The sequence below is a fragment of the Citrobacter sp. Cf087 genome (assembly GCF_030334285.1).
Classification (GTDB): domain Bacteria; phylum Pseudomonadota; class Gammaproteobacteria; order Enterobacterales; family Enterobacteriaceae; genus Citrobacter; species Citrobacter freundii.
The window spans coordinates 869,672-895,580 of the sequence record NZ_JAOWED010000031.1; the positions used below are offsets into that span (position 1 = coordinate 869,672).

Genomic DNA, 25,909 nt, shown 5'->3' on the forward strand with positions numbered 1-25,909 from the left:
GAAGCTAAGAAAAGGGAGTCGCAATATGGCGGTGCAAAAGCAGTTATTGAAAGGTGTGTTGGCGGGGGCCTTGGCGTTAATGCTTAGCGGCTGCGTCACCATCCCGGATGCGATTAAAGGTTCGAGCCCGATGCCGCAGCAGGATCTGGTGCGGGTGATGAATGCGCCGCAGCTGTATGTCGGACAGGAAGCGCGTTTTGGTGGCAAAGTGGTGGATATTCAGAACCAGCAGGGAAAATCCCGTCTGGAAATTGCTACCGTTCCGCTCGATAGTGGTGCGCGTCCAGTGCTGGGTGAAGCCTCTCGCGGGCGGATTTATGCTGACGTAAATGGCTTCCTCGACCCGGTGGACTTTCGCGGGCAACTGGTCACCGTCGTCGGCCCGATTAGCGGTACGGTGGACGGAAAAATAGGTAATACGCCGTATAAATTCATGCTGATGCAGGTAACCGGTTATAAACGCTGGCATATTACTCAGCAGATTGTCATGCCGCCTCAGCCTATCGACCCCTGGTTCTACGGTGCGCGTGGCTGGCCTTACGGTGGCTATGGCGGATGGGGCTGGTACAATCCCGGCCCGGCACAGGTTCAGACCATAGTAACAGAGTAACTCTTTGTTTTATTGGTAAAAGAAACAGCGGCCTGTCCGCTGTTTCTGCATTAACGTGGATATAAGAAAAATAAATAGTGACGTGCTTCGCAACCTTGTCTTTGTGTAATAAACAAACTGGTACGCTGAGTTAATATTATGTTAATAGTTTGTTTATTGTCTGGGGTTGTGATGACGACGAATACGCATTTTAGAGGTGATGTATTGAAAAAGGTTTGGCTTAACCGTTATCCCGCTGGTGTTCCTGCGGAGATCAATCCTGACCGTTATCAATCCCTGGTGGAACTCTTTGAACACTCAGTAAGACGGTATGCCGATCAGCCCGCGTTTGTAAACATGGGGGAGGTGATGACCTTCCGCAAGCTTGAAGAGCGTAGCCGTGCGTTTGCCGCTTATTTGCAACAGGGGCTCGGGCTGAAAAAGGGCGATCGCGTCGCGCTGATGATGCCGAATCTGCTGCAATATCCGGTCGCACTGTTTGGGATTTTACGTGCCGGCATGATCGTCGTGAACGTAAACCCGCTGTACACGCCTCGCGAGCTGGAACATCAGCTCAACGATAGCGGTGCGTCGGCGATTGTCATCGTATCTAACTTTGCCCACACGCTGGAAAAAGTAGTCGATAAAACGTCTGTGCAACACGTGATCCTGACGCGTATGGGCGATCAGCTGTCCACCGCCAAAGGGACGCTGGTTAACTTCGTCGTCAAGTATATCAAGCGTCTGGTGCCGAAATATCACCTGCCGGATGCCATCTCGTTTCGCAGTGCGCTGCAAAACGGTTATCGCATGCAGTATGTGAAGCCCGAAGTCGTGTCGGAAGATTTGGCGTTCCTGCAATATACTGGCGGGACAACCGGCGTGGCGAAAGGCGCGATGCTTACACACCGCAACATGCTGGCTAACCTGGAGCAGGTTAACGCCACCTATGGCCCGTTGCTGCATCCGGGTAAAGAGCTGGTGGTAACGGCCCTACCGCTGTATCACATTTTTGCGCTAACGATGAACTGCCTGCTGTTTATTGAGCTAGGTGGTCAAAACCTGCTGATTACTAACCCGCGTGATATTCCGGGGCTGGTAAAAGAGCTGGCGAAGTATCCATTTACCGCGATGACTGGCGTCAATACGCTGTTTAACGCGCTGCTGAATAACAAAGAGTTCCAGCAACTGGATTTCTCTTCACTGCACCTCTCGGCAGGTGGCGGAATGCCGGTTCAACAGGCGGTAGCTGAACGTTGGGTGAAGCTGACAGGTCAGTATCTGCTGGAAGGCTACGGCCTGACGGAGTGCGCGCCGTTGGTAAGCGTCAACCCTCACGATATCGACTACCACAGCGGCAGTATCGGGTTACCGGTGCCTTCCACCGAGGTCAAGCTGGTGGACGACGACGACAACGAAGTGCCGCCGGGAGAACCGGGGGAGCTCTGCGTGAAAGGCCCGCAGGTGATGCTGGGCTACTGGCAGCGACCAGACGCCACTGACGAAATCGTCAAAGACGGCTGGCTGCACACCGGCGATATTGCAGTGATGGATGATGAAGGCTTCCTGCGTATTGTCGATCGTAAGAAGGACATGATCCTCGTGTCCGGCTTTAACGTCTATCCGAACGAAATTGAAGACGTGGTTATGCAACATCCTGGCGTGCAGGAAGTGGCTGCGGTTGGTGTTCCGTCCGGCAGCAGCGGTGAAGCGGTAAAAATTTTCGTGGTGAAGAAAGACGCCTCGTTAACCGATGAAGCGCTGGTCACTTTCTGTCGTCGTCACCTGACGGGCTATAAAGTACCGAAGCTGGTGGAGTTTCGCGATGAGTTGCCGAAATCTAACGTCGGTAAAATTTTGCGACGAGAATTACGTGACGAAGCGCGCGCCAAAGTGGACAATAAAGGCTGAGCGTTAAGTCAGCCAGCAGAAAACGCCGGGTAATCCGGCGTTTTTTTTGGCGCAAACCTAAGAGAGCACGATTTGAATTATCAAATGATCACCACGGACGACGCGTTGGCCACGCTGTGCGAAGCCGTCCGTGAATTTCCGGCGATAGCCCTGGATACAGAATTTGTTCGCACGCGTACCTATTATCCGCAGTTGGGGCTGATCCAGCTGTTTGATGGCAAACACGTTGCTCTGATTGATCCGCAGGGGATCACCGACTGGTCGCCGCTGCGCGATATTCTGCGTGATACTGCCATCACCAAATTCCTACATGCAGGTAGCGAAGATCTGGAAGTGTTTCTCAACACTTTTGGCGAACTGCCGCAGCCGTTGATTGATACACAAATTCTGGCTGCTTTTTGCGGTCGTCCGCTGTCGTGGGGCTTTGCCGCGATGGTGGAAGAGTTTACGGGCGTGGCGCTCGACAAAAGCGAGTCGCGTACCGACTGGCTGGCCAGACCGCTGACCGAGCGTCAGTGTGAGTACGCGGCGGCTGATGTCTGGTATCTATTACCGATCACCACAAAACTGATGGTCGAAACTGAAGCCAGCGGCTGGCTGCCAGCCGCACTGGACGAATGTCGCTTAATGCAGCAGCGTCGCCAGGAGGTTCTGGCACCTGAAGACGCATGGCGCGACATCACCAACGCCTGGCAACTGCGTACCCGCCAGTTGGCCTGCCTGCAACTGCTTGCCGACTGGCGACTGCGTAAAGCTCGTGAGCGCGATCTGGCGGTGAACTTTGTGGTGCGTGAAGAACACCTGTGGTCGGTCGCTCGTTATATGCCAGGGAGTCTGGGTGAGCTGGATAGTCTGGGACTTTCCGGGAGCGAAATTCGCTTCCACGGCAAGACGCTGATCTCCCTGGTAGAGAAGGCACAGGCCTTACCGGAAGAGTCGCTGCCGCAGCCGCTGCTGAATTTGATGGATATGCCAGGCTATCGCAAGGCGTTCAAAGCCATTAAGACGCTGGTTGCTGAAGTGAGTGCGGAACATAATCTTAGCGTCGAGCTGCTGGCTTCACGCCGTCAAATCAACCAGCTACTCAACTGGCACTGGAAATTAAAGTCACAGCAGACTCTACCGGAGCTGATTTCCGGTTGGCGTGGCGAGTTGATGGCAGAACGACTCAACGCGCTGCTGCAGGAATACCCACAGTAGAAAACCTAAAAAAACGGGAGCTGGGCTCCCGTTTTTAATCGGATTCGCGTTAGCGACACAGTGCCTGACGAATGGCTTCACCTACCTGTTGGGTGGTGGCGAAGCCTTTCATATCTGGCGTTTTCGGGCCGCTGGCAATGACCTGCTCAATTGCCGCCAGAATACCGTCGTGGGCGGCTTTATAGTTGGCATCACCGTTGCCAAGGAAGTCGAGCATCATGGCTCCAGCCCAGATAGTCGCTATAGGGTTGGCGATATTCTGACCGTAGATATCCGGGGCCGAACCGTGTACCGGCTCGAACAGGGACGGGAAGGTGCGTTCCGGATTTAAGTTGGCAGAAGGCGCAATGCCAATCGTTCCGGTACAGGCTGGACCGAGATCGGAGAGGATGTCACCAAACAGGTTGGAAGCAACCACGACGTCAAATCGCTCAGGCTGCATGACAAAGCGGGCGCACAGAATATCAATATGCTGTTTATCCCAGCGGATCTCAGGATAGTGTGACGCCATCGCTTCGACGCGTTCATCCCAGTAGGGCATGCTGATGGCCAGCCCATTGGATTTGGTCGCCGAAGTCAACGTTTTGCGTGGTCGACTTTGTGCCAGTTCAAAGGCATAACGCAAAATTCGGTCGACGCCACGGCGGGTGAAGACCGACTCCTGGATCACCATCTCATGTTCAGTACCTTCGCTCACGCGTCCGCCGAGGGCAGAGTATTCTCCCTCGGTGTTTTCGCGTACGACGTAGAAATCAATGTCGCCAGGCTGCTTGCCAACCAGTGGGCAAGGAACTCCCGGAAACAGGCGCACCGGTCGCAGGTTGACGTACTGGTCGAATTCGCGGCGAAACTTAAGCAGCGAACCCCATAATGAGATGTGGTCAGGCACGGTGTCCGGCCAGCCAACCGCGCCAAAATAGATAGCATCGAAGGATTGCAACTGCTCATGCCAGTCATCGGGCATCATCTTGCCGTGATGGGCGTAGTATTCGCAGCTGGCCCATTCCATTTGCTCAAAGCTGAGCGACAACCCCCAACGCTCGGCGGCTGCCTGCAACACATGAATGCCCTCAGGCAGGACTTCTTTACCAATGCCATCTCCGGGGATAGCGGCGATACGCCAGGTTTTCTTCATAGCAGCTCTCACTTGTGCGCCATCAAAATTGACTTTCCCCTTATCCTATAATTGACTGATTAATAGTTAATCCCCCTAACTGGTGAAACATAAAACACAGATCATGAATAATCTGCCGCTGCTAAATGATTTACGCGTCTTTATGCAGGTTGCCCGTCGTGCAGGATTTGCCGCCGTTGCCGAGGAACTGGGCGTATCACCGGCTTTTATCAGTAAGCGCGTTGCCCTGCTGGAGCAAACGCTGAATGTAGTGCTGCTGCATCGAACAACGCGGCGCGTAACAATCACGGAAGAGGGGGAGCGGATCTACGAATGGGCGCAGCGGATCCTACAGGATGTCGATCAAATGATGGACGAGCTTTCTGATGCCAGGCAGGTTCCGCGGGGGATGCTGCGTATAATTAGTAGCTTTGGTTTTGGCCGCCGGGTGGTGGCTCCGGCGCTGTCTGCGCTGGCAAAAGAGTACCCGCAGTTAGAACTGAGGTTCGATGTTGAAGATCGTCTGGTGGATATGGTGAATGAGGGCATCGATCTTGATATTCGTATCGGGGATGATATCGCGCCGAACCTGATTGCCCGCAAGCTGGCGACTAACTACCGTATTTTGTGCGCCTCGCCGGAATTTTTGAGGCAGCATGGGACGCCGAAGCAACTCAACGATCTTGCCACTCTTCCTTGTCTGGTCATCAAAGAGCGCGACCATCCGTTTGGTATCTGGCAAATGCGTAATAAAGAGGGCGCGCATTCGATTAAAGTTACGGGGCCTCTGTCGTCTAATCATGGCGAAGTGGTACATCAGTGGTGCCTTGATGGGCAGGGAATAGCCCTGCGGTCATGGTGGGACGTTTGCGACAACATTGCCAGCGGAAACTTGATACACATATTGCCCGAGTATTATCAACCAGCAAATATTTGGGCGGTGTATGTTTCCCGGCTGGCGACGTCGGCAAAAATCCGTATTACGGTTGAGTATTTGCGCCGCTATTTTACCGAAAACTATCCAAAGTTTACTTTGGAATAAAGGTGCAGCAGCCTGGCAAGAAACAGAAAATAAAAAAGGCAGAATAATCTGCCTTTTTTGTAACGATGACTCTCTGAGCAAAGCCGTTATTTAGATTCTTCGGCTTCAGGTAATGTCACGTTAAGTTCGAGGATAGAAATATCGCCGTCTTTTTGCTCAAGCTGTACGGTGACCATTTCAGGATCAATTTGTACATACTTGCAGATAACCTCGAGAATATCTTTCCTCAACTGCGGTAAATAATGTGGCTCGGCGTCACTACGACGGCGTTCCGCAACAATAATCTGCAGTCGCTCTTTAGCGATGTTCGCTGTGCTCTTTTTCCGCGAGAGAAAAAAATCCAGTAATGCCATAACTTATCCTCCGAACAGGCGTTTGAGGAAACCTTTCTTCTCTTCTTCAATGAAGCGGAAAGGACGTTCTTCTCCCAACAGACGGTCTACGGTATCAGCATAGGCTTTACCGGCATCGGCATTGATGTCGAGAATAACCGGCTCACCCTGGTTAGACGCGCGCAGGACTGACTGATCTTCAGGAATCACGCCAACCAGCTTGATTCGCAGAATTTCCAGTACGTCTTCCATGCTCAGCATGTCACCTTTATTTACGCGGCCAGGGTTGTAGCGCGTCAGCAACAAATGCTCTTTAATCGGATCTTCACCGTTTTCCGCACGACGAGATTTCGACGCCAGAATACCCAGAATACGGTCAGAGTCACGTACAGAGGAAACTTCCGGGTTAGTGGTGATTATCGCTTCATCGGCAAAATACAGGGCCATCAGCGCACCGGTTTCAATACCCGCCGGAGAGTCGCAGACAATGAAGTCGAATTCCATCGTTTTCAGATCGTCCAGAACTTTCGCGACGCCTTCACGCGTCAGCGCGTCTTTATCGCGAGTCTGTGAGGCCGGAAGAATAAAGAGATTTTCGGTACGCTTATCTTTGATTAACGCCTGATTTAACGACGCATCTCCCTGAATAACGTTGACGAAGTCATAAACGACGCGGCGTTCACAACCCATAATCAGATCAAGGTTACGCAGGCCGATATCAAAATCAATAACGACAGTTTTCTTTCCCTTCTGGGCCAAACCTGTAGCGATGGCCGCGCTGGAGGTGGTTTTGCCAACGCCCCCTTTACCCGAAGTAACAACAATAATGCGTGCCATAGAAATTCCTTGTTAAAAAGGGATCAATTCAACGGTTGAACTGTCAAAGCGTTCTCTGCTAATTGCAGACGTGCCGCTTTGCCATAAAATTCTGCTGGGATTTTATCACTCAGCCAATAAACACCTGCGATAGACACCAGTTCTGCCGTCAGATGGGTACAAAAAATTTGCGCTTCCCGATCACCGCTAGCGCCTGCCAACGCACGGCCTCTCATCATTCCATAAACATGAATATTGCCATCAGCGATAAGCTCTGCGCCTGCACTGACGTGGCTTGTAACAATCAGATCACATTGTGGTGCATAAATGCGCTGACCGGAACGAACCGGCACATTTATTAATCGTGTTTTTGTGATGGGAGTAACGTTTTGCGGCGGAGCGACGTGAGTCGGGGCCTCAACGGGCGCAGGACGAATAGCTTTTTCTTTACCTTCAGTCAGTAAAGGAAGACCCATTTCGTCGATTTCAGCCTTGAGTCTGGCGTCTTTGCATCCGCTAACGCCGATAATGCGCAATCCAGTAGACGCGACAACTTTCTGCAACGCTGACCAGTTTACTGGGCTTTCAAGACCACTCACGTTAACCACGACGGGAGCATGTTTTAAAAAAGCAGGTGCCTGCGCGATTTTGTCTTCCAACGCCTGACGAATAACCTCGGGTTCTGCTTCATGTAAGTGAACCACTGATAAGGTGAAGCTACTGCCTTTAAGCTCGATTGGCGTGTTTGACATCCTGGCCTTACTCAATTTGCTATTTATCATCCCCAGCGCGGGGTGATATTCCGAAGACTATAAGGCATGTTATAGTCAGTATTATATTGAGGCAAGCCACCATTCCGTGAATTCAGAGTAAAAGATATGTTTTGTGTGATCTACCGAAGCAGTAAACGTGACCAGACCTATTTATATGTCGAAAAAAAAGACGATTTCTCGCGAGTTCCTGAAGAACTGATGAAAGGATTTGGTCAGCCGACGCTGGCAATGATGTTGCCGCTTGATGGCCGTAAAAAGCTCGTTAATGCCGATCTGGAAAAAGTAAAACAGGCACTCACCGAGCAGGGCTATTATTTACAAATACCACCACCGCCAGAAGATTTACTTAAACAGCATCTGGCTGCGGCGAAACAAAATACACCAGACGCTAAACGTTAAACTGCATCCGGCAGAAGCACGCCCCATCGATGCAGTACCTGAAATCGATAACTACGTTAGGGGAAAATAATGTATCAACATCATAACTGGCATGGTGCTCTGCTGGATTATCCGGTGAGTAAGGTGGTTTGCGTGGGGAGTAACTATGCCAACCATATTAAAGAGATGGGCGGAACCCCTCCGGAAGAGCCGGTGTTGTTTATCAAACCGGAAACTGCGCTGTGCGATTTGCGCCAGCCGCTGGTGATTCCATCTGATATGGGTTCAGTTCACCATGAAGTTGAGCTGGCGGTACTGATTGGCGCGACCCTACGTCAGGCGACGGAAGAACATGTGCGCAAAGCCATCGCGGGCTATGGCGTCGCGTTGGATCTGACCTTGCGTGATATTCAGGGCAAAATGAAGAAAGCGGGGCAGCCGTGGGAAAAAGCGAAGGGTTTTGATAACTCTTGTCCGCTGTCGGGTTTTATTCCGGTGGCCGAGTTTAACGGCGATCCGCAGGATACGATGCTGGGGTTAACGGTCAACGGTGAAACACGCCAGCACGGCTCCACGGCGGATATGATCCATCACATCGTTCCTTTGATTGCCTATATGAGTCGTTTCTTTACCCTCAAAGCGGGCGATGTTGTGTTGACGGGGACGCCAGCAGGTGTTGGGCCGTTAAACAGCGGTGATGAGCTGGCCATCAGTTTTCATGGTCAAACGCTGACGACACGCGTGCTGTAATCTCTTCTTGCCGCCTTTTCGGGCGGCAAAACTTGCATCAGCGTGCCAGACTGGTTATAAGGTGCAGCTTTATTGCAATAGCGGATACCCTGATGAGCGACATACCTTTCTGGCAAAGTAAAACCCTGGATGAAATGACCGATGCCGAGTGGGAGTCATTATGTGACGGGTGTGGTCAATGCTGCCTGCATAAGCTGATGGATGAAGACACCGACGAAATTTATTTTACCAACGTCGCGTGTAAGCAGCTCAATATCAAAACCTGTCAATGCCGTAATTACGAACGCCGATTCGAGTACGAGCCTGACTGTATCAAACTGACGCGCGATAATCTGCCTACCTTTGAATGGCTGCCGATGACCTGTGCGTATCGTCTGTTAGCGGAAGGTAAAGGGCTGCCGGAGTGGCATCCACTGCTGACGGGGTCCAAAGCGGCAATGCACGGCGAGCGTATTTCAGTACGTCATATTGCGGTGAAAGAATCGGAAGTGCGTGACTGGCAGGATCATATTTTGAACAAACCTTCATGGGCGGACTAAGCCGCCCATCGATTAGCAGGCGTAAGGGCTTAAGACTTTTTCGCCTGATACATCTCATCTCCATGGTTGTCATCTTCAACCCAGAAATTGATGTTGAATTGGGCGTCGTCGCTTAATTCAACGCGATGCCAGTACTGCGGCGGGCTGGTCGCGAACTGACCGGCATTAATTACCACTTTTACTTCAGGCTCTTTTGCGTCTTCATTGGCAAAACCGTAATACGTTACCGTACCTTCCATCACACAAAGCTGGCCAAAAACGCCTGCTGCAGTGTTATGGTGAGAAAGAAGTGCTGCGGGGACATTGTCTTTGGTAAAGAAGGGAGTAGAGCGTTTAACTTTCCAGTTTGCCGGGATGCGTAAATGGGACATAAGACATCTCCTTGGTGTGGCATCTATAAGATGTATTTAATATACATCTTATAGATGCCAGCAGGCAATGAATTTAAGCCAAAAAAAACGCTCCCGAAGGAGCGTCTCTGTTAGCGACCGAAGAGGTCACGTTTTTTCGGTTTGAACGGCTGTGCTATCACCACCAGCACGGCGACTACCAGGTAGGCGGCGAAGATCCCCAACAGCCACTGCGGCATTTCCAGGGTTAAAAAAGACCACTGGCGCTCAGCACAGTCACCGGACGCTAAAAACACCTGCGGCAGCCATTTGTCCAGTGGCAGCCAGCTTGGGAAGCGTGCGGCAAAATCACAGGTCATAAACGGGGACGGGTGCAGCTGAATCATGGTGTGCTCATATGCTAACTGAAGTCCGCGCCAGGCACTGTAAATCCAGATTATCATCGCCACATAGCGCAGCGGTGTTTTTGGTGCAATAGCACCCACCAGCCCTGCACCCATCACGCCAAATAATGCGCTACGTTCGTAAATACACAACACGCAAGGTTTTAGCAGCATGACGTGCTGGAACCACAGCGCAACGAGCTCCAGCGCAAAGGCGGTTAACGCCAACAATAACCATGCCCCACGACCTCGGGAGCACTGGTTTAAAAATCGCAACATAATCATTTCCCTGCAACATGCGTAGAGACCGCAGTTTAAACCAATTCACTTTATGCGCCACTAGCGGGAATTGAAAATTTGCGTAATCGGATAATTATCATGCAAAAAGTCAAACCGGGCAGTGATTTGCCCGGTTAATTGTTATGAAAATGTAGCTAACCAGCCCGTTTGGGTCATCCACTCGGTCACCGGGACAAGCGTGAACTCGACGCAAAGCAGACCGACGAGCGTCAGGACGAGAGTATAAGGCAGAGCCATCCACACCATGCGACCATACGAGAGGCGAATTAACGGCGCCAGTGCAGAGGTCAGCAGGAACAGGAATGCAGCCTGGCCGTTCGGAGTTGCCACCGAAGGCAGGTTGGTCCCGGTATTGATCGCCACCGCTAACAGCTCATACTGATTGAGGCTGATGGTCCCCTGTTCCAGCGCGGCTTTGGCCTCGTTAATGTAAATGGTGCCGACAAATACGTTATCAGAAATAGAAGACAGCAGGCCATTGAAGAGGTAGAACAGCGTCAGTTGGGCATGTTCGGAGGATTGCAATACAAACTGAATGATCGGCGAAAAGAGCTGTTGATCGATAATCACCGCAACAACAGAGAAGAACACGGTCAGCAGGGCGGTGAAGGGCAGCGACTCGGTAAAGGCTTTACCTATCGCATGTTCGTCGGTGACTCCCGTCAAGGAGGTTGCCAGAATGATGACCGACAAACCGATCAATCCGACTTCTGCCAGATGCAGGGCCAACGCAACTACCAGCCAGACGCCAATAATAGCCTGGACAATCAGTTTGATTTTGTCCTGGCGGGTACGTTGCTGGCGGCTCTGATCGTCAAACTGTTGCAGGACATCACGAACGGTCTCCGGCAGCGTTTCGCCATAGCCAAACCAGCGCAATTTCTCGACCAGTACACAGGTTAACAGGCCGCAAATCAGTACCGGGACGGTAACCGGCGACATGCGTAGGAAAAAGTCGCCAAAATGCCAGCCAGCCGCTTTGGCGATAATCAGGTTTTGTGGCTCGCCCACCATGGTCATCACGCCGCCTAACGCCGTACCGACACCCGCGTGCATCATCAGGCTACGCAGAAAACCACGGAACTGCTCAAGAACGACCTTATTGTGCTGATCGATATGGCTGTCATCGAGCATGTTGTTGTCTTCCGCGCGGGAAGAGGCAACGCGATGGTAGATGCCATAAAAACCGACCGCAACGCTGATTACCACGGCCACGACGGTCAGCGCATCAAGGAACGCCGAGAGGAAAGCGGCCGCAACACAAAATGCCAGCGACAGCAGCGTTTTGGAGCGAATAGTGAGTAGCAGACGCGTGAAAATAAACAGTAGCAACTGCTTCATAAAGTAGATGCCTGCCACCATAAACATCAGCAGCAATAACACCTCAAGGTTTGCGGCAACCTCTTCACGAACATGCGTTGCGCTGGTCATACCAATAATGACAGCTTCGATAGCCAACAGCCCGCCAGGCAGCAGTGGGTAGCATTTTAACGCCATCGCCAGCGTGAAAATGAACTCGGCCACCAGCAACCAGCCGGCGATAAAGGGGTTGATGAAAAAAATAATCGGGTTAACGACTAAGAAGACAAGCAGTGCAAGTTTGTACCAGTCTGGTGATTGACCTAAAAAATTGCGCCACATCGCGCGGCCCCATGATAGCTCCATGGTGATTTCCCTACCTTTAAAAATGAAATCATATTTTTATGTTTGACCGCAAAGCTTAGCGGGAGGAGGGAGTACAGGCAAGCTATTCACAAGACTGGCAAGATTGGCTGTATTGCAGCGTTATATGGAAAATGAAGCCTTGATCCACTTTTTCTTCATTGCGTCAGCTATCAGCTAAGATACCCATCTGGTATGATGTGTGTAACTATGTTTTGCTGTGTAATGGAATTTTTACTATGGTCATTAAGGCGCAAAGCCCGGCTGGGTTCGCGGAAGAGTACATCATTGAAAGTATCTGGAATAACCGCTTCCCACCTGGCACTATTTTGCCCGCTGAACGTGAACTCTCCGAACTTATTGGGGTGACACGTACCACGCTACGCGAAGTATTGCAGCGTCTGGCGCGAGATGGCTGGTTGACCATTCAACACGGCAAACCGACGAAGGTAAATAACTTCTGGGAAACCTCCGGGCTGAATATTCTTGAAACGCTGGCGCGCCTCGATCACGAGAGTGTTCCGCAGCTGATTGATAATCTGCTGTCTGTGCGTACCAATATTTCGACGATCTTTGTTCGTACTGCGTTTCGCCAGCATCCTGATAAAGCGCAGGAGGTTCTGGCGACGGCAAATCAGGTGGCTGACCACGCTGACGCATTTGCCGATCTGGACTATAACATTTTCCGCGGTCTGGCATTTGCCTCCGGCAATCCGATTTACGGTTTGATCCTCAACGGTATGAAAGGATTATATACCCGCATTGGCCGCCATTATTTTGCCAACCCGGAAGCGCGCGCGCTGGCGCTGAGCTTCTACCACAAGCTGTCAGAACTCTGCGAGCAGGGTGCTCATGAGCAGGTGTATGAAACGGTGCGCCGCTACGGTCACGACAGTGGCGAGATTTGGCATCGTATGCAGAAGAATCTGCCGGGCGATTTGGCGATTCAGGGCCGTTAATCGCTCAAAGCCGGATGGCGACGCCAAAGCGTCTTATCCGGCCTGGAATGCATGCACTTCGTAGGCCGGATAAGGTGTTTACACCGCCTCCGGCAATAAGATTTACAGACCGTTCATCCTTGGCGGACAACGCTCCAACAGCTCCACGCTGCCATCTTCATTCTGCTGCTCCAGCATCACATCAAAACCCCAAAGCCGGTGTACATGCTTGAGCACTTCTTTGCGTCCTTTATCCAACGGTGCGCGGTTATGCGGAATATAGCGCAAGGTGAGCGAACGGTCGCCACGCAAATCGACATTCCAGATTTGAATATTCGGCTCCAGGTTGCTCAGGTTGTATTGCGACGACAACCTGTTGCGGATCTCACGATATCCTTCCTCGTTATGAATCGCAGAAATCTCCAGATAGTTGTGACGATCGTCATCCAGCACGGTGAACAGGCGGAAATCGCGCATTACCTTCGGTGACAGGAACTGGCTGATAAAACTCTCATCTTTGAAATCGCGCATCGCGAAATGCAGGGTTTCCAGCCAGTCGGAACCCGCTATATCCGGGAACCAATATTTGTCCTCCTCGGTCGGCGACTGACAAATACGTTTGATATCCTGGAACATGGCAAACCCCAGGGCATAAGGGTTTATCCCGCTATACCACGGGCTGTTGTAGGGTGGCTGAAATACCACATTGGTATGGCTATGCAGAAACTCCAGCATAAACCGTTCGGTGACTTTACCTTCATCATAAAGGTGGTTCAGGATGGTGTAATGCCAGAAAGTGGCCCAGCCCTCGTTCATCACCTGCGTCTGTTTCTGCGGATAAAAATACTGGCTGACCTTGCGTACAATGCGTAGCACTTCACGTTGCCAGGACTCCAGCAGCGGGGCGTTCTTCTCCATGAAGTACAGCAGGTTTTCCTGTGGCTCAGAGGGATAACGCCGGGCTTCCGCCACGCTTTTCTCTTCCTCTTTCTTCGGCAGCGTGCGCCACAACATATTGACCTGACTTTGCAGATACTCTTCACGACTTTTCTGCCGGGCTTTCTCTTCCTGTAGGGAGATTTTTTGCGGGCGTTTGTAACGGTCAACGCCGTAGTTCATCAGCGCATGACAGGAGTCGAGGAGCTTTTCGACTTCATCCACCCCGTAGCGTTCTTCACACTGGGTTATATAGTTTCGTGCGAAGATTAGGTAATCGACGATGGAACTGGCATCCGTCCAGCTACGAAACAGGTAGTTGTTTTTGAAGAAGGAGTTGTGTCCGTAGCAGGCATGCGCCATCACCAGCGCCTGCATGGTGATGGTGTTCTCCTCCATCAGATACGCGATACACGGATTGGAGTTGATAACAATCTCATAGGCCAGTCCCTGCTGACCATGCTTATACAAGCGCTCGGTTTCAATAAACTTTTTACCAAACGACCAGTGAGGATAGTTGATCGGCATCCCGACGCTGGAGTAAGCGTCCATCATCTGTTCGGAGGTGATCACCTCGATTTGGTGCGGGTAGGTATCCAGTCTGTAGAGTTTCGCCACGCGGTCTATCTCTGCCAGATAGACATCCAGCAGATCAAACGTCCAGTCGGGTCCATCGCTTAACCGTGTGCTGTCCTTGTTCATGGAATCAATCGTAGCCATTCGCGCACCCTCATTGTTGGCGGCACTCTCTGTCTGGAGTACCTCATTTCAAGCATAGATCATGGTGTTAAAAAACGTGCTGCGGCAGAAATTTTTTCTTTGCGATTTCTCGTTAGCGAGGCGTTGAAAAACGGCATGGTCGCAAAATTTTATGCTGGATAAAAATAACGCACAGCAGGAGATGCCAAAGCAGAGAGTTCCCCGCCATCACCGCTATATGTGAGATAAGTCACCATAAAAAAGCCATATGTTGAATAATATTTTCAACTGAGTTATCAAGATGTAATTAGAAGATTGTTCTTTTACTGTTAACGGAGTGGCTATGCGAGTTGTCATACTGGGAAGTGGTGTCGTTGGCGTGACCAGCGCCTGGTACTTAAGTCAGGCTGGACACGATGTCACCGTCATTGATCGTGAGCCCGGTCCGGCACTGGAAACCAGTGCGGCGAACGCGGGGCAAATATCTCCAGGTTATGCGGCACCATGGGCGGCACCAGGCGTACCGCTTAAAGCAATCAAATGGATGTTTCAGCGCCACGCTCCGCTGGCCGTTCGTCTTGACGGAACCCAGTTCCAGTTGAAATGGATGTGGCAGATGCTGCGCAACTGCGACACTAGCCACTACATGGAAAATAAAGGACGCATGGTGCGACTGGCGGAATACAGCCGTGATTGTCTGAAAGCGCTGCGCGCCTCTACCGGTATTGAGTATGAAGGACGTCAGGGCGGAACCCTGCAACTGTTCCGTACCGCTCAACAGTATGAGAACGCCACTCGCGACATCGCCGTGCTCGAAGACGCTGGCGTGCCATATCAGCTCCTGGAAGCAAATCGTCTGGCGGAAGTCGAACCGGCACTGGCAGAAGTAGCGCACAAACTGACCGGCGGTCTGCGTTTACCGAATGATGAAACCGGCGACTGCCAGTTGTTTACCCAGCGTCTGGCGCAGATGGCGGAGCAGGCGGGCGTTAAGTTTCGCTTTAACACCCCGGTCGATAAGCTGCTGAGCGATGGTGAGCAGATTTATGGCGTCCAGTGCGGCGAAGAGATTATCAAAGCCGATGCCTATGTGATGGCGTTTGGTTCGTATTCCACGGCGATGCTGAAAGGGATCGTTGATATCCCGGTCTATCCGCTCAAAGGCTATTCGTTGACTATTCCGGTAGCGCAAGACGACGGTGCGCCGGTTTCTACTATCCTTGATGAAACCTACAAAATCGCTATTACCCGCTTTGACAATCGTATTCGGGTTGGCGGCATGGCGGAGATTGTCGGTTTTAATACAGAGCTGCTACAACCTCGTCGTGAAACGCTGGAAATGGTCGTACGCGATCTCTTCCCGCGCGGCGGTCATGTGGAGCAGGCAACCTTCTGGACTGGACTGCGTCCGATGACGCCGGACGGTACGCCGGTGGTGGGGCGCACCCGCTTTAAGAATCTGCTGCTCAATACCGGCCACGGCACGCTGGGCTGGACCATGGCCTGCGGTTCCGGTCAGTTGCTGAGCGATATCCTTTCTGGCCGTACGCCAGCCATACCTTATGACGATCTGAGCGTGGCGCGTTACAGTCCGGGGTTTACCCCCTCTCGTCCACGACATTTACATGGCGCACATAACTGATAAGGACGTGAGATGACCCGCCCGATACTGGCCAGCATTGACCTGCAGGCGTTGAAACAAAATCTGACCATTACCCGCCAGGCAGCGCCGGACGCTCGCGTCTGGTCGGTGGTGAAAGCCAATGCATATGGACACGGCATTGAACGCGTCTGGAATGCGCTGGGCACAACCGATGGTTTTGCCATGCTCAATCTTGAAGAGGCGATAACCCTGCGCGAGCGCGGATGGAAAGGCCCGATACTCATGCTGGAGGGTTTTTTCCACGCTGAAGACCTGACGGTATATGACAATTATCGACTGACCACCTGTGTACACAGTAACTGGCAGCTAAAAGCATTGCAGAATGCCCGCCTCAAAGCACCGCTCGATGTTTACCTGAAGGTGAACAGCGGTATGAACCGGCTTGGGTTTTTACCGGAAAGAGTTCCAACGGTCTGGCAACAGCTGCGGGCGATGCCCAACGTCGGCGAAATGACGCTGATGTCGCATTTTGCAGATGCAGAGCACCCGGAAGGTATCCAGGAAGCAATGGCGCGTATTGCGCTGGCAACAGAAGGACTGGAGTGCAGACGGTCACTGTCGAATTCGGCCGCCACGCTGTGGCACCCTGAAGCGCATTATGACTGGGTTCGTCCGGGCATTATTTTGTATGGCGCGTCGCCTTCGGGACAATGGCGGGACATCGCCAACACCGGCCTGAAGCCAGTGATGACTCTGAGCAGCGAGATAATCGGCATACAAACGCTGAAAGCTGGCGATCGGGTGGGTTACGGTGGCCGTTACACCGCCAGCGGCGAGCAGCGCATCGGAATAGTGGCTACCGGCTATGCAGACGGTTATCCGCGCCATGCGCCAAGCGGAACGCCTGTGCTGGTGGACGGTGTACGTACCGGGACGGTAGGGATAGTCTCAATGGATATGCTGGCGGTAGATCTGACACCGTGCCCGCAGGCAGGGATCGGGACGCCGGTAGAGCTGTGGGGCAAAGAGATTAAAATTGACGATGTAGCTACCTCAGCAGGAACGGTGGGCTACGAGTTAATGTGTTCTTTGGCGCTGCGCGTACCGGTTGTGACGGTGTAACATTTACGGGGCTGCCTGATGGCGCTGCACTGATCCGGCCTGTAGATTCAGTGCATTTTACAGGCCGGGTAAGGCGCTGCCGCCACCCGGCAAACAACATCCTCTTTACTCATCCTCGTCTTCAGCAACGCGAACACCGACCTTCAGCACTGCATTATCTTCCTTCTCGGCCACCGTCCAGATCATGCCAGCGAATTCCACCTGGTCACCGACGACCGGCGCGGCACCAAGCAGATGCTGGACAATTTCACCCAGCGTTTGCTGCTTATCACGATACTCTGTGCCATCATCCAGGCCATAAATCAGCGCCACATCGGCATATTTCGCGCTGGCTTCCAGAATAAAATCACCGAAGAAGCGCTGGTCTAACGACACTGGTGGTGACTGGCTGAATAGCTTGCCGAGAGCGGGGAGATCGCGCTCGCGACCAATAACACACAATACGTCGCCTTCGCGCAGACGCGTGCTGCCGGAGGGGTGAAACAGCACGTTGTCACGAAACAGGGCGGCTATTCGCGTTTCTTCCGGCATATGCAGGTCGCGCAGCGCGGCACCCACACACCACTTATCTGCGCTGAGCTGATAAACAAACTGCTCCCACGGGTTATCTGGGTGAATATCGAGACCAATGCGCGAAACGGGCCAGCCGACGGGAGGGACCACCACCTTGGCTTTTTTCGCGGCCCATGAAAGTGATGTTCCCTGAAACAGCAACGAGATCAGTACCACGAAGAAGGCGACGTTAAAGAACAAGCGCGCGTTCTCCAGGCCCGCCATCATTGGGAAGACGGCGAGGATGATCGGCACCGCGCCGCGCAAACCCACCCAACTGATGAAAATACGCTCGCGCAGATTAAAGCCACGAAACGGCAGCAGTCCGGCGAAGACCGAAAGCGGGCGGGCAATGAATATCATCCACGCAGACAAAATCAGCGCAGGGATTGTGATAGGCAGCAGGTCGGACGGCGTAACCAGCAGTCCAAGCACCAGGAACATGGCGATTTGCGCCAGCCAGGCCAGACCGTCGAAGTTTTGCAGAATACCAAATCGGTTGCGGATGGGGCGATTCCCCAGCAGGAAACCACACAGATAAACCGCCAGAATACCGCTGCCTTCCAGCGCAGTGGTCAGGGCAAAAATCAGGATCCCACCGCTTAACGCCAAGAGTGGATACAGTCCGGCAGGCAGAGAAATGCGGTTAATCATCTGCTGGAGCATATATCCACCGCCAAGACCGATAACGATTCCTAAGCCAAACTGCTGGATAATGTGCACCGCGAACATCCAGCTTAAACCGGTCTCGTGATTTTGGATCATGGCGATGAGTGTGATGGTCAAAAACACGGCCATCGGGTCATTACTACCGGATTCAATTTCCAGCGTAGAGCCAACGCGTTCGTTAAGCCCCTTACCGCCAAGCAGGGAGAAGACCGCCGCGGCGTCAGTTGAACCAACAATCGCGCCAATCAGCAGCCCTTCGATAAGATCCAGATGAAACAGCCACGCGGCCATCATGCCAGTGAGTCCGGAAGTAATCAGCACACCGACCGTCGCCAACGATAGCGCCGGGCCTAACGCAACGCGAAAAGAGCTGGCCTGAGTGCGCATGCCGCCGTCGAGCAGGATAACCGCCAGTGCCAGGTTACTCACCATGTAGGCGAAAGGATAGTTATCGAAAGGTATGCCGCCAATACCATCCACACCCGCTAACATACCGATAGCGAGAAATATCACCAGAATTGGGATACCGAGACGTGATGAGAATGAACTGAGTAAGATACTGCAGGTGACGAGAACGGAACCTAAAATGAAAAGGCTAATAATTGCTGCGGCATCCAACGTTCGGTTACTCCTGAATTACGCTGTTTCGTATTAATAAACCCTACCATAATAACGACAGAAACAGCGTTTTACTTAGCCCTATTAGCCGCTTTTTTTACGATTTTAGTACCGGATGCCCACTTAAGGTGAGCTGAGTGCTGTTTTTATCGTTTTTCAGCACCGCTCTGGCTCCCAACGGCAGGGTGACGGTGCGTTGTTCATGGCCAAAATCGAGGCCGCCGATCAACGGAACGGACAGTCTGGCGCGCAGAAAATCACAAACTGAATCAAGATTGTAACCAGCGTCGTAATCATTCGGCGCGCTGCCGCTAAAACTGCCGAGGATAATGGCGTTTTGCTGGGCCAGTATTCCCGCGTGGTACAACTGCAGCAGCATGCGCTCGACACGGAATGGATGCTCGTTAATGTCTTCCAGCACCAAAATGCCGTTTTTGATGGCCGGCATCCACGGTGTACCCATCAGCGAAATGATCATCGCCAGATTTCCGCCCCACAGTGTACCTTCAGTCGCGCACTGCGGTCCGTCACCCTGCCATTCGAGGGTGAATTGGGCATTACGCAATGCTTGCCAGAAATGGTGCTCGGTGAATGCGTTCATCTCTTCGGCACCGAAGTTGGCCGCCAGCATCGGGCCGCTGAAGCTAATCACATTCCCTTGAGCCAGCAGACCACACTGGATCGCCGTAAAATCGCTGTGTCCGCACAGCAGCAGCGGATCTTGTTGCTGGCGGGCTGCCAGCCCTTGCCAGTCAATATCTTCCAGTAAACGGCTCGCGCCATAGCCGCCACGTACCGCCATCACAATGGTATCGGGGGTTTTCAGAGTAACGAGCGAGTTCACATCAGCAAGCCTTTCTGCCTCAGTACCCGCAAAACGCTGGCAGCGGCGCGCAATGACCGCTGAATTATCGACCTGATGACCGGCCTCAGTAAGACGTGCAAGCCCACGTAAGGCAGCCTGCTGATTGATACAGTAGCCCGACGGGGCAATTAAGTGAAACCGGGACATGGCATTTCCTTGCTACAACTAAAACCAAATGTATATCATGCCGCGTAGGTATGTCGTTGTCACCTCAGCGACAGGTTCCGGCTATAAGGATAGATGACGTGAAATTGAGATGGTTTGCTTTTTTGGTTGTATTACTTGCGGGCTGTAGTTCAAAACATGATTACAAAAACCCGCCGTGGAATGCTGAAGTTCCGGTTAAACGCGCAATGCAATGGATGCCGATCAGTGAAAAAGCCGGTGCGGCCTGGGGTGTCAGTCCACAATTGATTACCGCTATTATTGCCATTGAATCAGGCGGTAATCCGAATGCGGTCAGTAAGTCTAATGCGATTGGTCTGATGCAGTTAAAAGCCTCGACTTCAGGCCGCGATGTTTATCGTCGCATGGGATGGAGCGGAGAGCCGTCGACCAGCGAGTTGAAAAACCCCGAACGCAATATCTCCATGGGGGCCGCATACCTGAGCATTCTGGAGACCGGGCCGCTGGCAGGGATTGAGGATCCGCAGGTGATGCAGTATGCACTGGTAGTATCGTACGCTAACGGAGCGGGAGCATTGCTGCGAACGTTCTCTTCCGACAGGAAGAAAGCCATCAATAAGATCAACGATCTCAGCCCGGATGAATTTATTGAACATGTTGCGGACAATCATCCGGCGCCGCAGGCTCCGCGCTATATCTGGAAGCTTCAGCAAGCGCTGGATGTAATGTAATTCAGGTGATGTTAATCGCGTACTTTGTTCGACTTTTCCCGGGCCTCGCGCTCAAGGGAAAAAATAATCCGCTGTAAGTTCCGCTCCACCGCCGGGCCGACGTTGAGAAAACGAAAGCTCAGGCGGGGAGTGGTAATGGTTTCGTTTTTACTGTCGATAACTTTGCGTTCGCTAATGGAAATAAGCTGGGCGTCAACGTGATACACTCCCCATTGTTCCATGTTCAGTTCAACCTGCGCGAAGCGTATACCTTCTACCAGTCCTTCTGGTTTTGCCGTTTCTAACAGCCCGCCCATACCGCCAAGCGACAAATCGAATAAGCGAAAGCACAGCGTGCTGTTGTCCGGCATTTTTGCCGTGCAGCGATAGGGAGGATGCAGCGGAGCGCCGATGCGGAAATATTCCCGACGCTGAACAAACCACAGGGAAGGCGGCAAGGATGAAATAAACGCTGGTAGTTGCTGATACTCACCTTTTTTTAACTGTGGCAGGGTGAATTCTACTTTGGCTCCCTGCGTTTCGGCGATAATCGAGATCTGACTGGCCCGCTGTACGGCCTGGTTTTCATATTCCTGGCTACCAAAATCCATGACCAGCTCGTCCGGGCTGACGGCCAGAACTTTGCTGATGAACTGGCCGCCCGACCAGGAGATACGCAGTGGAACCTGCTGCGATTTTAAGTCCCGAAGTACACCTAACACCGCTAACGGATTTTGCTTCAGGAACTGCTCATTGTAGTTACTCACACCTAATGACTCCCGGATGCCTGGTTTGTCGTTGGATTATCGGCATCAATCAACGGAACTTAATACAAATGGATGAAATTTTTTACCAACGCCAATGAATTAAGTCTGCGTGAAAACAGCATATAGCGATGGTTTGCCTATACTTTAAAGGCTGGCGCAAGAATGTCTTGCGCGTGCGTTCACTGGAAAGAGGGCCTGAAAATGGGAATTATTGCCTGGATTATTTTTGGTCTGATTGCGGGGGTTATCGCCAAACTGATTATGCCGGGGCGCGATGGCGGTGGATTTATCCTGACCTGTATTCTCGGTGTTGTCGGTGCTGTGGTCGGTGGATGGCTGGCAACGATGTTTGGTATCGGCGGCGATGTCAGCGGGTTTAATCTCCACAGCTTCCTGGTGGCCGTGGTCGGCGCGATTGTTGTGCTGGGTGTCTTCCGACTGGTGCGGCGAGATTAATCGAACGGCCCCCGCGGGGGCCGTTTCTCTGTATTGCTAAGTCAGAACTGATACTCAATCCCCGCCCAGTAATTACGGCCTTCTTCAATAAATCCTTCACTATAAACGTACTGCGTATCGAACAGGTTATTGACCGACGCGTTAACGCTGAATCCGTGACCGATGGCGTAGTCAGCGCGTAAATGGGTAATGGCGAAACCAGCGGCTTTCTGTGAGCCGTCGCTATTGCTATAGCTCGACGATCGGGCCTCTTCTGACAGCGTAATACTGAGCGGATCCCATGGCTTCAGCGTCATCCAGGCAGTCAGGGTTTGCGTTGGCAGGTCGGTAATCTTGCCGATGTCGCTGCGTTTGACGTCTGCATGAATAAGGCCGTAGCTCAGACCGACATCCAGCATATCAAAGACTTTACCTTTAACGCCTGCATCCAGACCGGTGTAATCCACCCGGCCACTGTTCTGATTCTGGATGGTGTCGGCATCAATATTGTGTGAAAGGATGGCGTCGCTGATGCGGTTGTAATACACGCTGGCTTCGAATCCCCAGTTCTGACTAAGTGACCCATTCCAGGTCAGATCCACGCTGCGGGCGCGTTCAGGTTTAAGCTGCGGATTGACCAGCGCCACCTGGTTATAGGCCGGTTTTGAGGTCGTGTAGCGTTCTTTCAACGTAGGGAAACGCGTTCTGTCAGAATAGGACAGCGCTAATGTGTCTGCATTTTCGAAGTGATATTTGGTCATCATCTGCCAGTTGAAGGCCGACTGATTGTTGTCATCATAGTGGGTGACGCTACCATTTTTTTCGTGCTTCATGCCTTCCAGACTGTCACGCCAGTCATAGCTTATTCCCGCCACTACATCGACATTATCCGCCGCCGCCCACTGATATTCACTGGCAACAGACCAGGTGCGATCTTCGTAGCGGTCATAAGCGGCATTTGGAGCCCCTTTTTCGCGATGAACATCGTCTTTCCAGTTCACGGCGAAAGAGAGCAGGTCGTTCTCCCGCATATCAGCGGAAAGCTGCAAACCTGCGCCGTCGCTATAGTCAGAATAATGGCTGTAGCTGCCTTTCTTATTTTTCAGATCGGCAAGGGAATTGTACATCATCAGTGTATTTTCAAAGGTGTCGCGATACAGGCGGCTTTTCAATGTAAAGCGATCGCCCAAATGCGTGGTGCCCTGATAGTAATAACTTTCTTTATCATATTGCGGCCATTGCCAGTAACGTGATTTCTGGCTGCTGGTCCCGGCATATGGCGGGTTATCTTTTTCGCCGTCCTGATTAATGTAGGTCAGAACATACTCATCATCACCGCGTGGCGTGAACCCCAGTTTCACGATGCCGCGTTTATCATCGGCTGATGAGTTAATCATCTTGCCATTGCTGCCCGCTACCGGGTTATCAACACCATGAGGTAATCCGAGGAAATCCTGTTTTAGCTGGCTACCGCTGAGCTGGATATATCCCAGATCGTTACTGGCGCCAAATGAAGCGTGCATATCGTGAGCGTTGTCTTTGCTACGACTCCAGCCCTGGCGATAACCGATGCTGCCTTCAATTGGTTTGGTGGGCTTTTTGGTGGTGATATTAATGGCACCGCCCATCTGGTTAGGCCCTTGTAGCAGAGATGAGTAGCCTTTGGATACTTCAACTGAAGCGATATCGGATGTCAGAAAACGGCCTAAATCGAGGTTGCCGTCATAGGGGATGTACACCGGCACACCGTCAAAAAAGACGGGAACCTGACGGCTGTCAAAACCGCGTACTTTCACCTGCTGCTCATTGCGGTTGCCCGACTTTTGCAGCACCACGCCGGGGACGACGCTTAGCGCCTGCGCCACGTTTTGTTTATCCAACTGTTGGATCGTTTCCTGGCCGAGAACCGTAGTGGTTGCCGCAGAGGCCGGGCTTGACCAGACGGTCATGGTTTCGCTTTCTTGCCCAGCAAAAGCACTGTGCGCGAAAGCAAACGACAGGGCTGTGTAAAGACAACTTTTGTTGAAATTCATTATTGTTAGTCCATTTTTTAATGTTATATGCCACGTGCGTCCGGGCTCAGGCTAACTTTGATATCCGCAGGTGGAGCGTAATAAGGTGCGGAAGTGATAAAGAGCCTGATGCCACAGTCGAGATAACTCGCCAGCGAGGCGAGGGTAATGCCGCCAGTCAGCGCCAGCGTGCAATGAGGGGCCAGTGAAGGTGCCAGGCGGGCAATGTCTGTCGCCTGCTCAGGGGTGAATTTGTCGAGTTGCAGAACATCGGGCGCGGCGCGTAGCGCGGCTAATGCTTCATCTGGCGTATCCGCCTCGACGACGATCTTTTTTTCTGGCGCATGGCTGCGTAAGCGCGCAACCGCGTTTGTCCAGTCGTTTGGGTTGGTAAGAAAACGGCGGTGATTAGCGAACAGCAGCACCGTTTCGGCGCATCCTCCGCGATGAATAATGCCCCCGGCGGCGAGTATTGCCTGAGTCGCCAACGAACGCGTGCCGGGAATGGCTTTGCGGGTGCAGGCAATCTGCCCATCAGGATAGCGTTGGCGCAGTTGGCTCAACATGCTCTCAAGATAGCCCGAAACTCCGCAGCTCCACTCCAGGACATTTTGTACCGCTTTCCAGCCCTGGTGCAGCGCCGCCGCATTCCCATGCGCACAAATCAATCGCTGTCCTGCACTTACCTGTTCACCATCGGCCACCATGTCGCTGACTGTCAGCCCTAATGACGTCAGCATTTGTCTGGCAACGGCGGTGCCGCTAACACACCCGCCCTGGCGATGGTAAAACGCCATAACGCCCGGCTGTGCGCCAATTCCCAACGCGCGGGTAGTCAGATCGCCGCCCTGAATATCTTCCAGCAGCAGCGCGTCGGTTTGCGCCTGCGAAAAGTAGATCATCGCAGCGCCTCCCGTGGGACGCTGTCCCACCAGATAAGCGCCCAGTCACGGCTGGCAGGGGCAATCGCGCGTGGATCCTGCTGCTGATACCAGGTTTCCAGACGTTCGACCTCGTCGGCGCTTAGTTCGCCCATACTCCAGCGCACGTTTTCCAGAAAGCGCGTCCAGGTACTGTTGTCCTGCTGACAGTTGGGGCCGCGGATAAAATCAACGTGCGCGTGGATCCCCATCTGATACAGGACATTAAGCGCATAGATATAGTTGGGAAGCTCAATCACCTCGCGGCCCAGCGCACGTTGAATGGTGGGGGAAACGAAAGATGAACTGACGAGATGGGTGGTGTAAACCCGCAGCCGGGCCTGATTATTCAGTTTGGTCATCGCCTGGCGCATATCGGCAACCAGCGTAGAGCGCGAGGCGACGGCGATATCGCACTGGGGTAAATCATCCCAGTGTTCTTCCCAGGCCCGCTGCACCCACTGTACGTGACGGGCGTTCATTTGCACAGCGCGGCGGGCAGCAACGCTCAGCATTCCCTGGCTGTAATCTACGCCGTAAATTATTGGTATCTTTTTAGCCAGCGCCAGCGAGACCGTACCGGGACCGCAGCCCATATCAAACAGCGACTCCGCTCCTTGCAGGTCGATTTTCCCCAATAGCTGTAGCAAATAGCTGTCGGTTAATGAGGCGCAATTCTCTGCCATTTTTTCCGCACGTTTATCCCAGTGCTCCGGCTTTTTCTCGGTTCTGTTCGCCAGTTGTAACTGTTTACGGTAAAGATCGGCAAAATCAATGTCGTCAATGAGCATTCTTATT

26 protein-coding genes are annotated in these 25,909 nt (G+C 52.5%); 12 read left to right on the forward strand and 14 right to left on the reverse strand.

All coding sequences use genetic code 11. The features are described from left to right. Window positions 1-25 precede the first annotated feature (25 nt). The 3 genes from OGV57_RS20925 (at window position 26) to rnd (ending at window position 3,700) form a co-directional block, all read left to right on the forward strand. A complete protein-coding gene (locus OGV57_RS20925) occupies window positions 26-610 on the forward strand; it encodes a Slp family lipoprotein (RefSeq protein WP_003020975.1) in 585 nt (194 codons plus the stop codon). A 204-nt stretch (window positions 611-814) separates the two neighbouring features. Beyond that, the gene (fadD, locus tag OGV57_RS20930; RefSeq protein ID WP_003020970.1) at window positions 815-2,500 is read left to right on the forward strand and encodes a long-chain-fatty-acid--CoA ligase FadD; all 1,686 of its coding nucleotides are present in this window, start codon (window positions 815-817) and stop codon (window positions 2,498-2,500) included. Between the two features lie 84 nt (window positions 2,501-2,584). Further along, window positions 2,585-3,700: a ribonuclease D gene (rnd, locus tag OGV57_RS20935; RefSeq protein ID WP_044711056.1), complete on the forward strand. Its 1,116-nt coding sequence runs from the start codon at window positions 2,585-2,587 to the stop codon at window positions 3,698-3,700. A 49-nt stretch (window positions 3,701-3,749) separates the two neighbouring features. On the opposite strand, the gene OGV57_RS20940 is transcribed toward rnd, so the two are convergent. Then, window positions 3,750-4,835, reverse strand: a complete 1,086-nt coding sequence (locus tag OGV57_RS20940) for a tartrate dehydrogenase (protein WP_044711053.1) — start codon at window positions 4,833-4,835, stop codon at window positions 3,750-3,752. Between the two features lie 103 nt (window positions 4,836-4,938). Here OGV57_RS20940 and OGV57_RS20945 point away from each other — a divergent pair, with 103 nt between their 5' ends. After that, window positions 4,939-5,856 carry a LysR family transcriptional regulator gene (locus OGV57_RS20945; RefSeq protein ID WP_286531647.1) on the forward strand — a complete coding sequence of 306 codons (918 nt, stop codon included), beginning with the start codon at window positions 4,939-4,941 and terminating at the stop codon, window positions 5,854-5,856. 86 nt (window positions 5,857-5,942) lie between these two features. Here OGV57_RS20945 and minE read toward each other — a convergent pair whose 3' ends face one another. From minE to minC, 3 genes are read right to left on the reverse strand one after another with little or no spacing between them, the layout of a single operon-like run. Further along, window positions 5,943-6,209 (reverse strand): cell division topological specificity factor MinE, encoded by a 267-nt coding sequence (gene minE / locus OGV57_RS20950; protein WP_001185666.1) that lies wholly within the window; start codon window positions 6,207-6,209, stop codon window positions 5,943-5,945. A gap of 3 nt (window positions 6,210-6,212) precedes the next feature. After that, window positions 6,213-7,025: a septum site-determining protein MinD gene (minD, locus tag OGV57_RS20955; protein WP_003020956.1), complete on the reverse strand. Its 813-nt coding sequence runs from the start codon at window positions 7,023-7,025 to the stop codon at window positions 6,213-6,215. 23 nt (window positions 7,026-7,048) lie between these two features. After that, the gene (gene minC / locus OGV57_RS20960) at window positions 7,049-7,756 is read right to left on the reverse strand and encodes a septum site-determining protein MinC (RefSeq protein WP_003020951.1); all 708 of its coding nucleotides are present in this window, start codon (window positions 7,754-7,756) and stop codon (window positions 7,049-7,051) included. A 126-nt stretch (window positions 7,757-7,882) separates the two neighbouring features. Between minC and OGV57_RS20965 the strand changes: the two genes are divergently transcribed. The 3 genes from OGV57_RS20965 (at window position 7,883) to ycgN (ending at window position 9,444) form a co-directional block, all read left to right on the forward strand. Next, entirely contained in the window at window positions 7,883-8,176 is a 294-nt protein-coding gene (locus OGV57_RS20965; RefSeq protein WP_003020949.1) for a YcgL domain-containing protein, read from the forward strand. Between the two features lie 69 nt (window positions 8,177-8,245). After that, entirely contained in the window at window positions 8,246-8,905 is a 660-nt protein-coding gene (locus tag OGV57_RS20970) for a fumarylacetoacetate hydrolase family protein (protein ID WP_048217905.1), read from the forward strand. Window positions 8,906-8,997: 92 nt separating this feature from the next. Next, window positions 8,998-9,444 carry a cysteine cluster protein YcgN gene (ycgN, locus tag OGV57_RS20975; protein ID WP_003020944.1) on the forward strand — a complete coding sequence of 149 codons (447 nt, stop codon included), beginning with the start codon at window positions 8,998-9,000 and terminating at the stop codon, window positions 9,442-9,444. Between the two features lie 29 nt (window positions 9,445-9,473). On the opposite strand, the gene OGV57_RS20980 is transcribed toward ycgN, so the two are convergent. The 3 genes from OGV57_RS20980 to nhaB form a co-directional block, all read right to left on the reverse strand. Beyond that, entirely contained in the window at window positions 9,474-9,815 is a 342-nt protein-coding gene (locus OGV57_RS20980; RefSeq protein WP_003020940.1) for a TehB family protein, read from the reverse strand. Between the two features lie 110 nt (window positions 9,816-9,925). Continuing rightward, complete coding sequence (gene dsbB, locus OGV57_RS20985) at window positions 9,926-10,456, reverse strand: disulfide bond formation protein DsbB (protein ID WP_003844060.1); 531 nt, start codon at window positions 10,454-10,456, stop codon at window positions 9,926-9,928. A gap of 141 nt (window positions 10,457-10,597) precedes the next feature. Beyond that, window positions 10,598-12,142 (reverse strand): Na(+)/H(+) antiporter NhaB, encoded by a 1,545-nt coding sequence (gene nhaB, locus OGV57_RS20990; protein WP_054528450.1) that lies wholly within the window; start codon window positions 12,140-12,142, stop codon window positions 10,598-10,600. 236 nt (window positions 12,143-12,378) lie between these two features. Here nhaB and fadR point away from each other — a divergent pair, with 236 nt between their 5' ends. Next, window positions 12,379-13,098, forward strand: coding sequence for a fatty acid metabolism transcriptional regulator FadR (gene fadR, locus OGV57_RS20995; RefSeq protein ID WP_003020931.1), 720 nt, complete (start codon window positions 12,379-12,381; stop codon window positions 13,096-13,098). A 102-nt stretch (window positions 13,099-13,200) separates the two neighbouring features. Here the strand turns inward: fadR and OGV57_RS21000 are convergent, their stop codons facing one another. After that, complete coding sequence (locus OGV57_RS21000; RefSeq protein WP_003844058.1) at window positions 13,201-14,733, reverse strand: SpoVR family protein; 1,533 nt, start codon at window positions 14,731-14,733, stop codon at window positions 13,201-13,203. Window positions 14,734-15,055: 322 nt separating this feature from the next. Here OGV57_RS21000 and OGV57_RS21005 point away from each other — a divergent pair, with 322 nt between their 5' ends. Next, the gene (locus OGV57_RS21005; protein ID WP_003841565.1) at window positions 15,056-16,354 is read left to right on the forward strand and encodes a D-amino acid dehydrogenase; all 1,299 of its coding nucleotides are present in this window, start codon (window positions 15,056-15,058) and stop codon (window positions 16,352-16,354) included. A 12-nt stretch (window positions 16,355-16,366) separates the two neighbouring features. Next, on the forward strand, window positions 16,367-17,437 hold the full coding sequence (gene dadX, locus OGV57_RS21010) for a catabolic alanine racemase DadX (protein ID WP_054528449.1): 1,071 nt from the start codon (window positions 16,367-16,369) through the stop codon (window positions 17,435-17,437). 105 nt (window positions 17,438-17,542) lie between these two features. On the opposite strand, the gene OGV57_RS21015 is transcribed toward dadX, so the two are convergent. Both OGV57_RS21015 and ldcA read right to left on the reverse strand, forming a co-directional pair. Continuing rightward, on the reverse strand, window positions 17,543-19,276 hold the full coding sequence (locus tag OGV57_RS21015) for a potassium/proton antiporter (RefSeq protein WP_054528448.1): 1,734 nt from the start codon (window positions 19,274-19,276) through the stop codon (window positions 17,543-17,545). A gap of 97 nt (window positions 19,277-19,373) precedes the next feature. After that, window positions 19,374-20,288, reverse strand: coding sequence for a muramoyltetrapeptide carboxypeptidase (ldcA, locus tag OGV57_RS21020; protein WP_054528447.1), 915 nt, complete (start codon window positions 20,286-20,288; stop codon window positions 19,374-19,376). A 98-nt stretch (window positions 20,289-20,386) separates the two neighbouring features. On the opposite strand from ldcA, the gene emtA reads away from it, so the two are divergent. After that, window positions 20,387-20,998: a membrane-bound lytic murein transglycosylase EmtA gene (gene emtA, locus OGV57_RS21025; protein WP_003020914.1), complete on the forward strand. Its 612-nt coding sequence runs from the start codon at window positions 20,387-20,389 to the stop codon at window positions 20,996-20,998. Between the two features lie 11 nt (window positions 20,999-21,009). Here emtA and ycgR read toward each other — a convergent pair whose 3' ends face one another. Further along, entirely contained in the window at window positions 21,010-21,744 is a 735-nt protein-coding gene (gene ycgR / locus OGV57_RS21030) for a flagellar brake protein YcgR (protein ID WP_003020911.1), read from the reverse strand. 201 nt (window positions 21,745-21,945) lie between these two features. Between ycgR and OGV57_RS21035 the strand changes: the two genes are divergently transcribed. Further along, window positions 21,946-22,200, forward strand: coding sequence for a GlsB/YeaQ/YmgE family stress response membrane protein (locus OGV57_RS21035; protein WP_003020908.1), 255 nt, complete (start codon window positions 21,946-21,948; stop codon window positions 22,198-22,200). A gap of 41 nt (window positions 22,201-22,241) precedes the next feature. Here OGV57_RS21035 and OGV57_RS21040 read toward each other — a convergent pair whose 3' ends face one another. Genes OGV57_RS21040 through OGV57_RS21050 form a run of 3 tightly spaced genes read right to left on the reverse strand, consistent with a single transcriptional unit; the run spans window position 22,242 to window position 25,902 of the window. After that, entirely contained in the window at window positions 22,242-24,212 is a 1,971-nt protein-coding gene (locus tag OGV57_RS21040) for a TonB-dependent receptor plug domain-containing protein (RefSeq protein WP_054528446.1), read from the reverse strand. Between the two features lie 23 nt (window positions 24,213-24,235). Beyond that, on the reverse strand, window positions 24,236-25,093 hold the full coding sequence (modD, locus tag OGV57_RS21045) for a ModD protein (protein ID WP_054528445.1): 858 nt from the start codon (window positions 25,091-25,093) through the stop codon (window positions 24,236-24,238). Beyond that, the gene (locus OGV57_RS21050) at window positions 25,090-25,902 is read right to left on the reverse strand and encodes a class I SAM-dependent methyltransferase (RefSeq protein WP_032935412.1); all 813 of its coding nucleotides are present in this window, start codon (window positions 25,900-25,902) and stop codon (window positions 25,090-25,092) included. The genes modD and OGV57_RS21050 overlap by 4 nt, the downstream gene beginning before the upstream one ends. Between the last annotated feature and the right edge of the window lie 7 nt (window positions 25,903-25,909).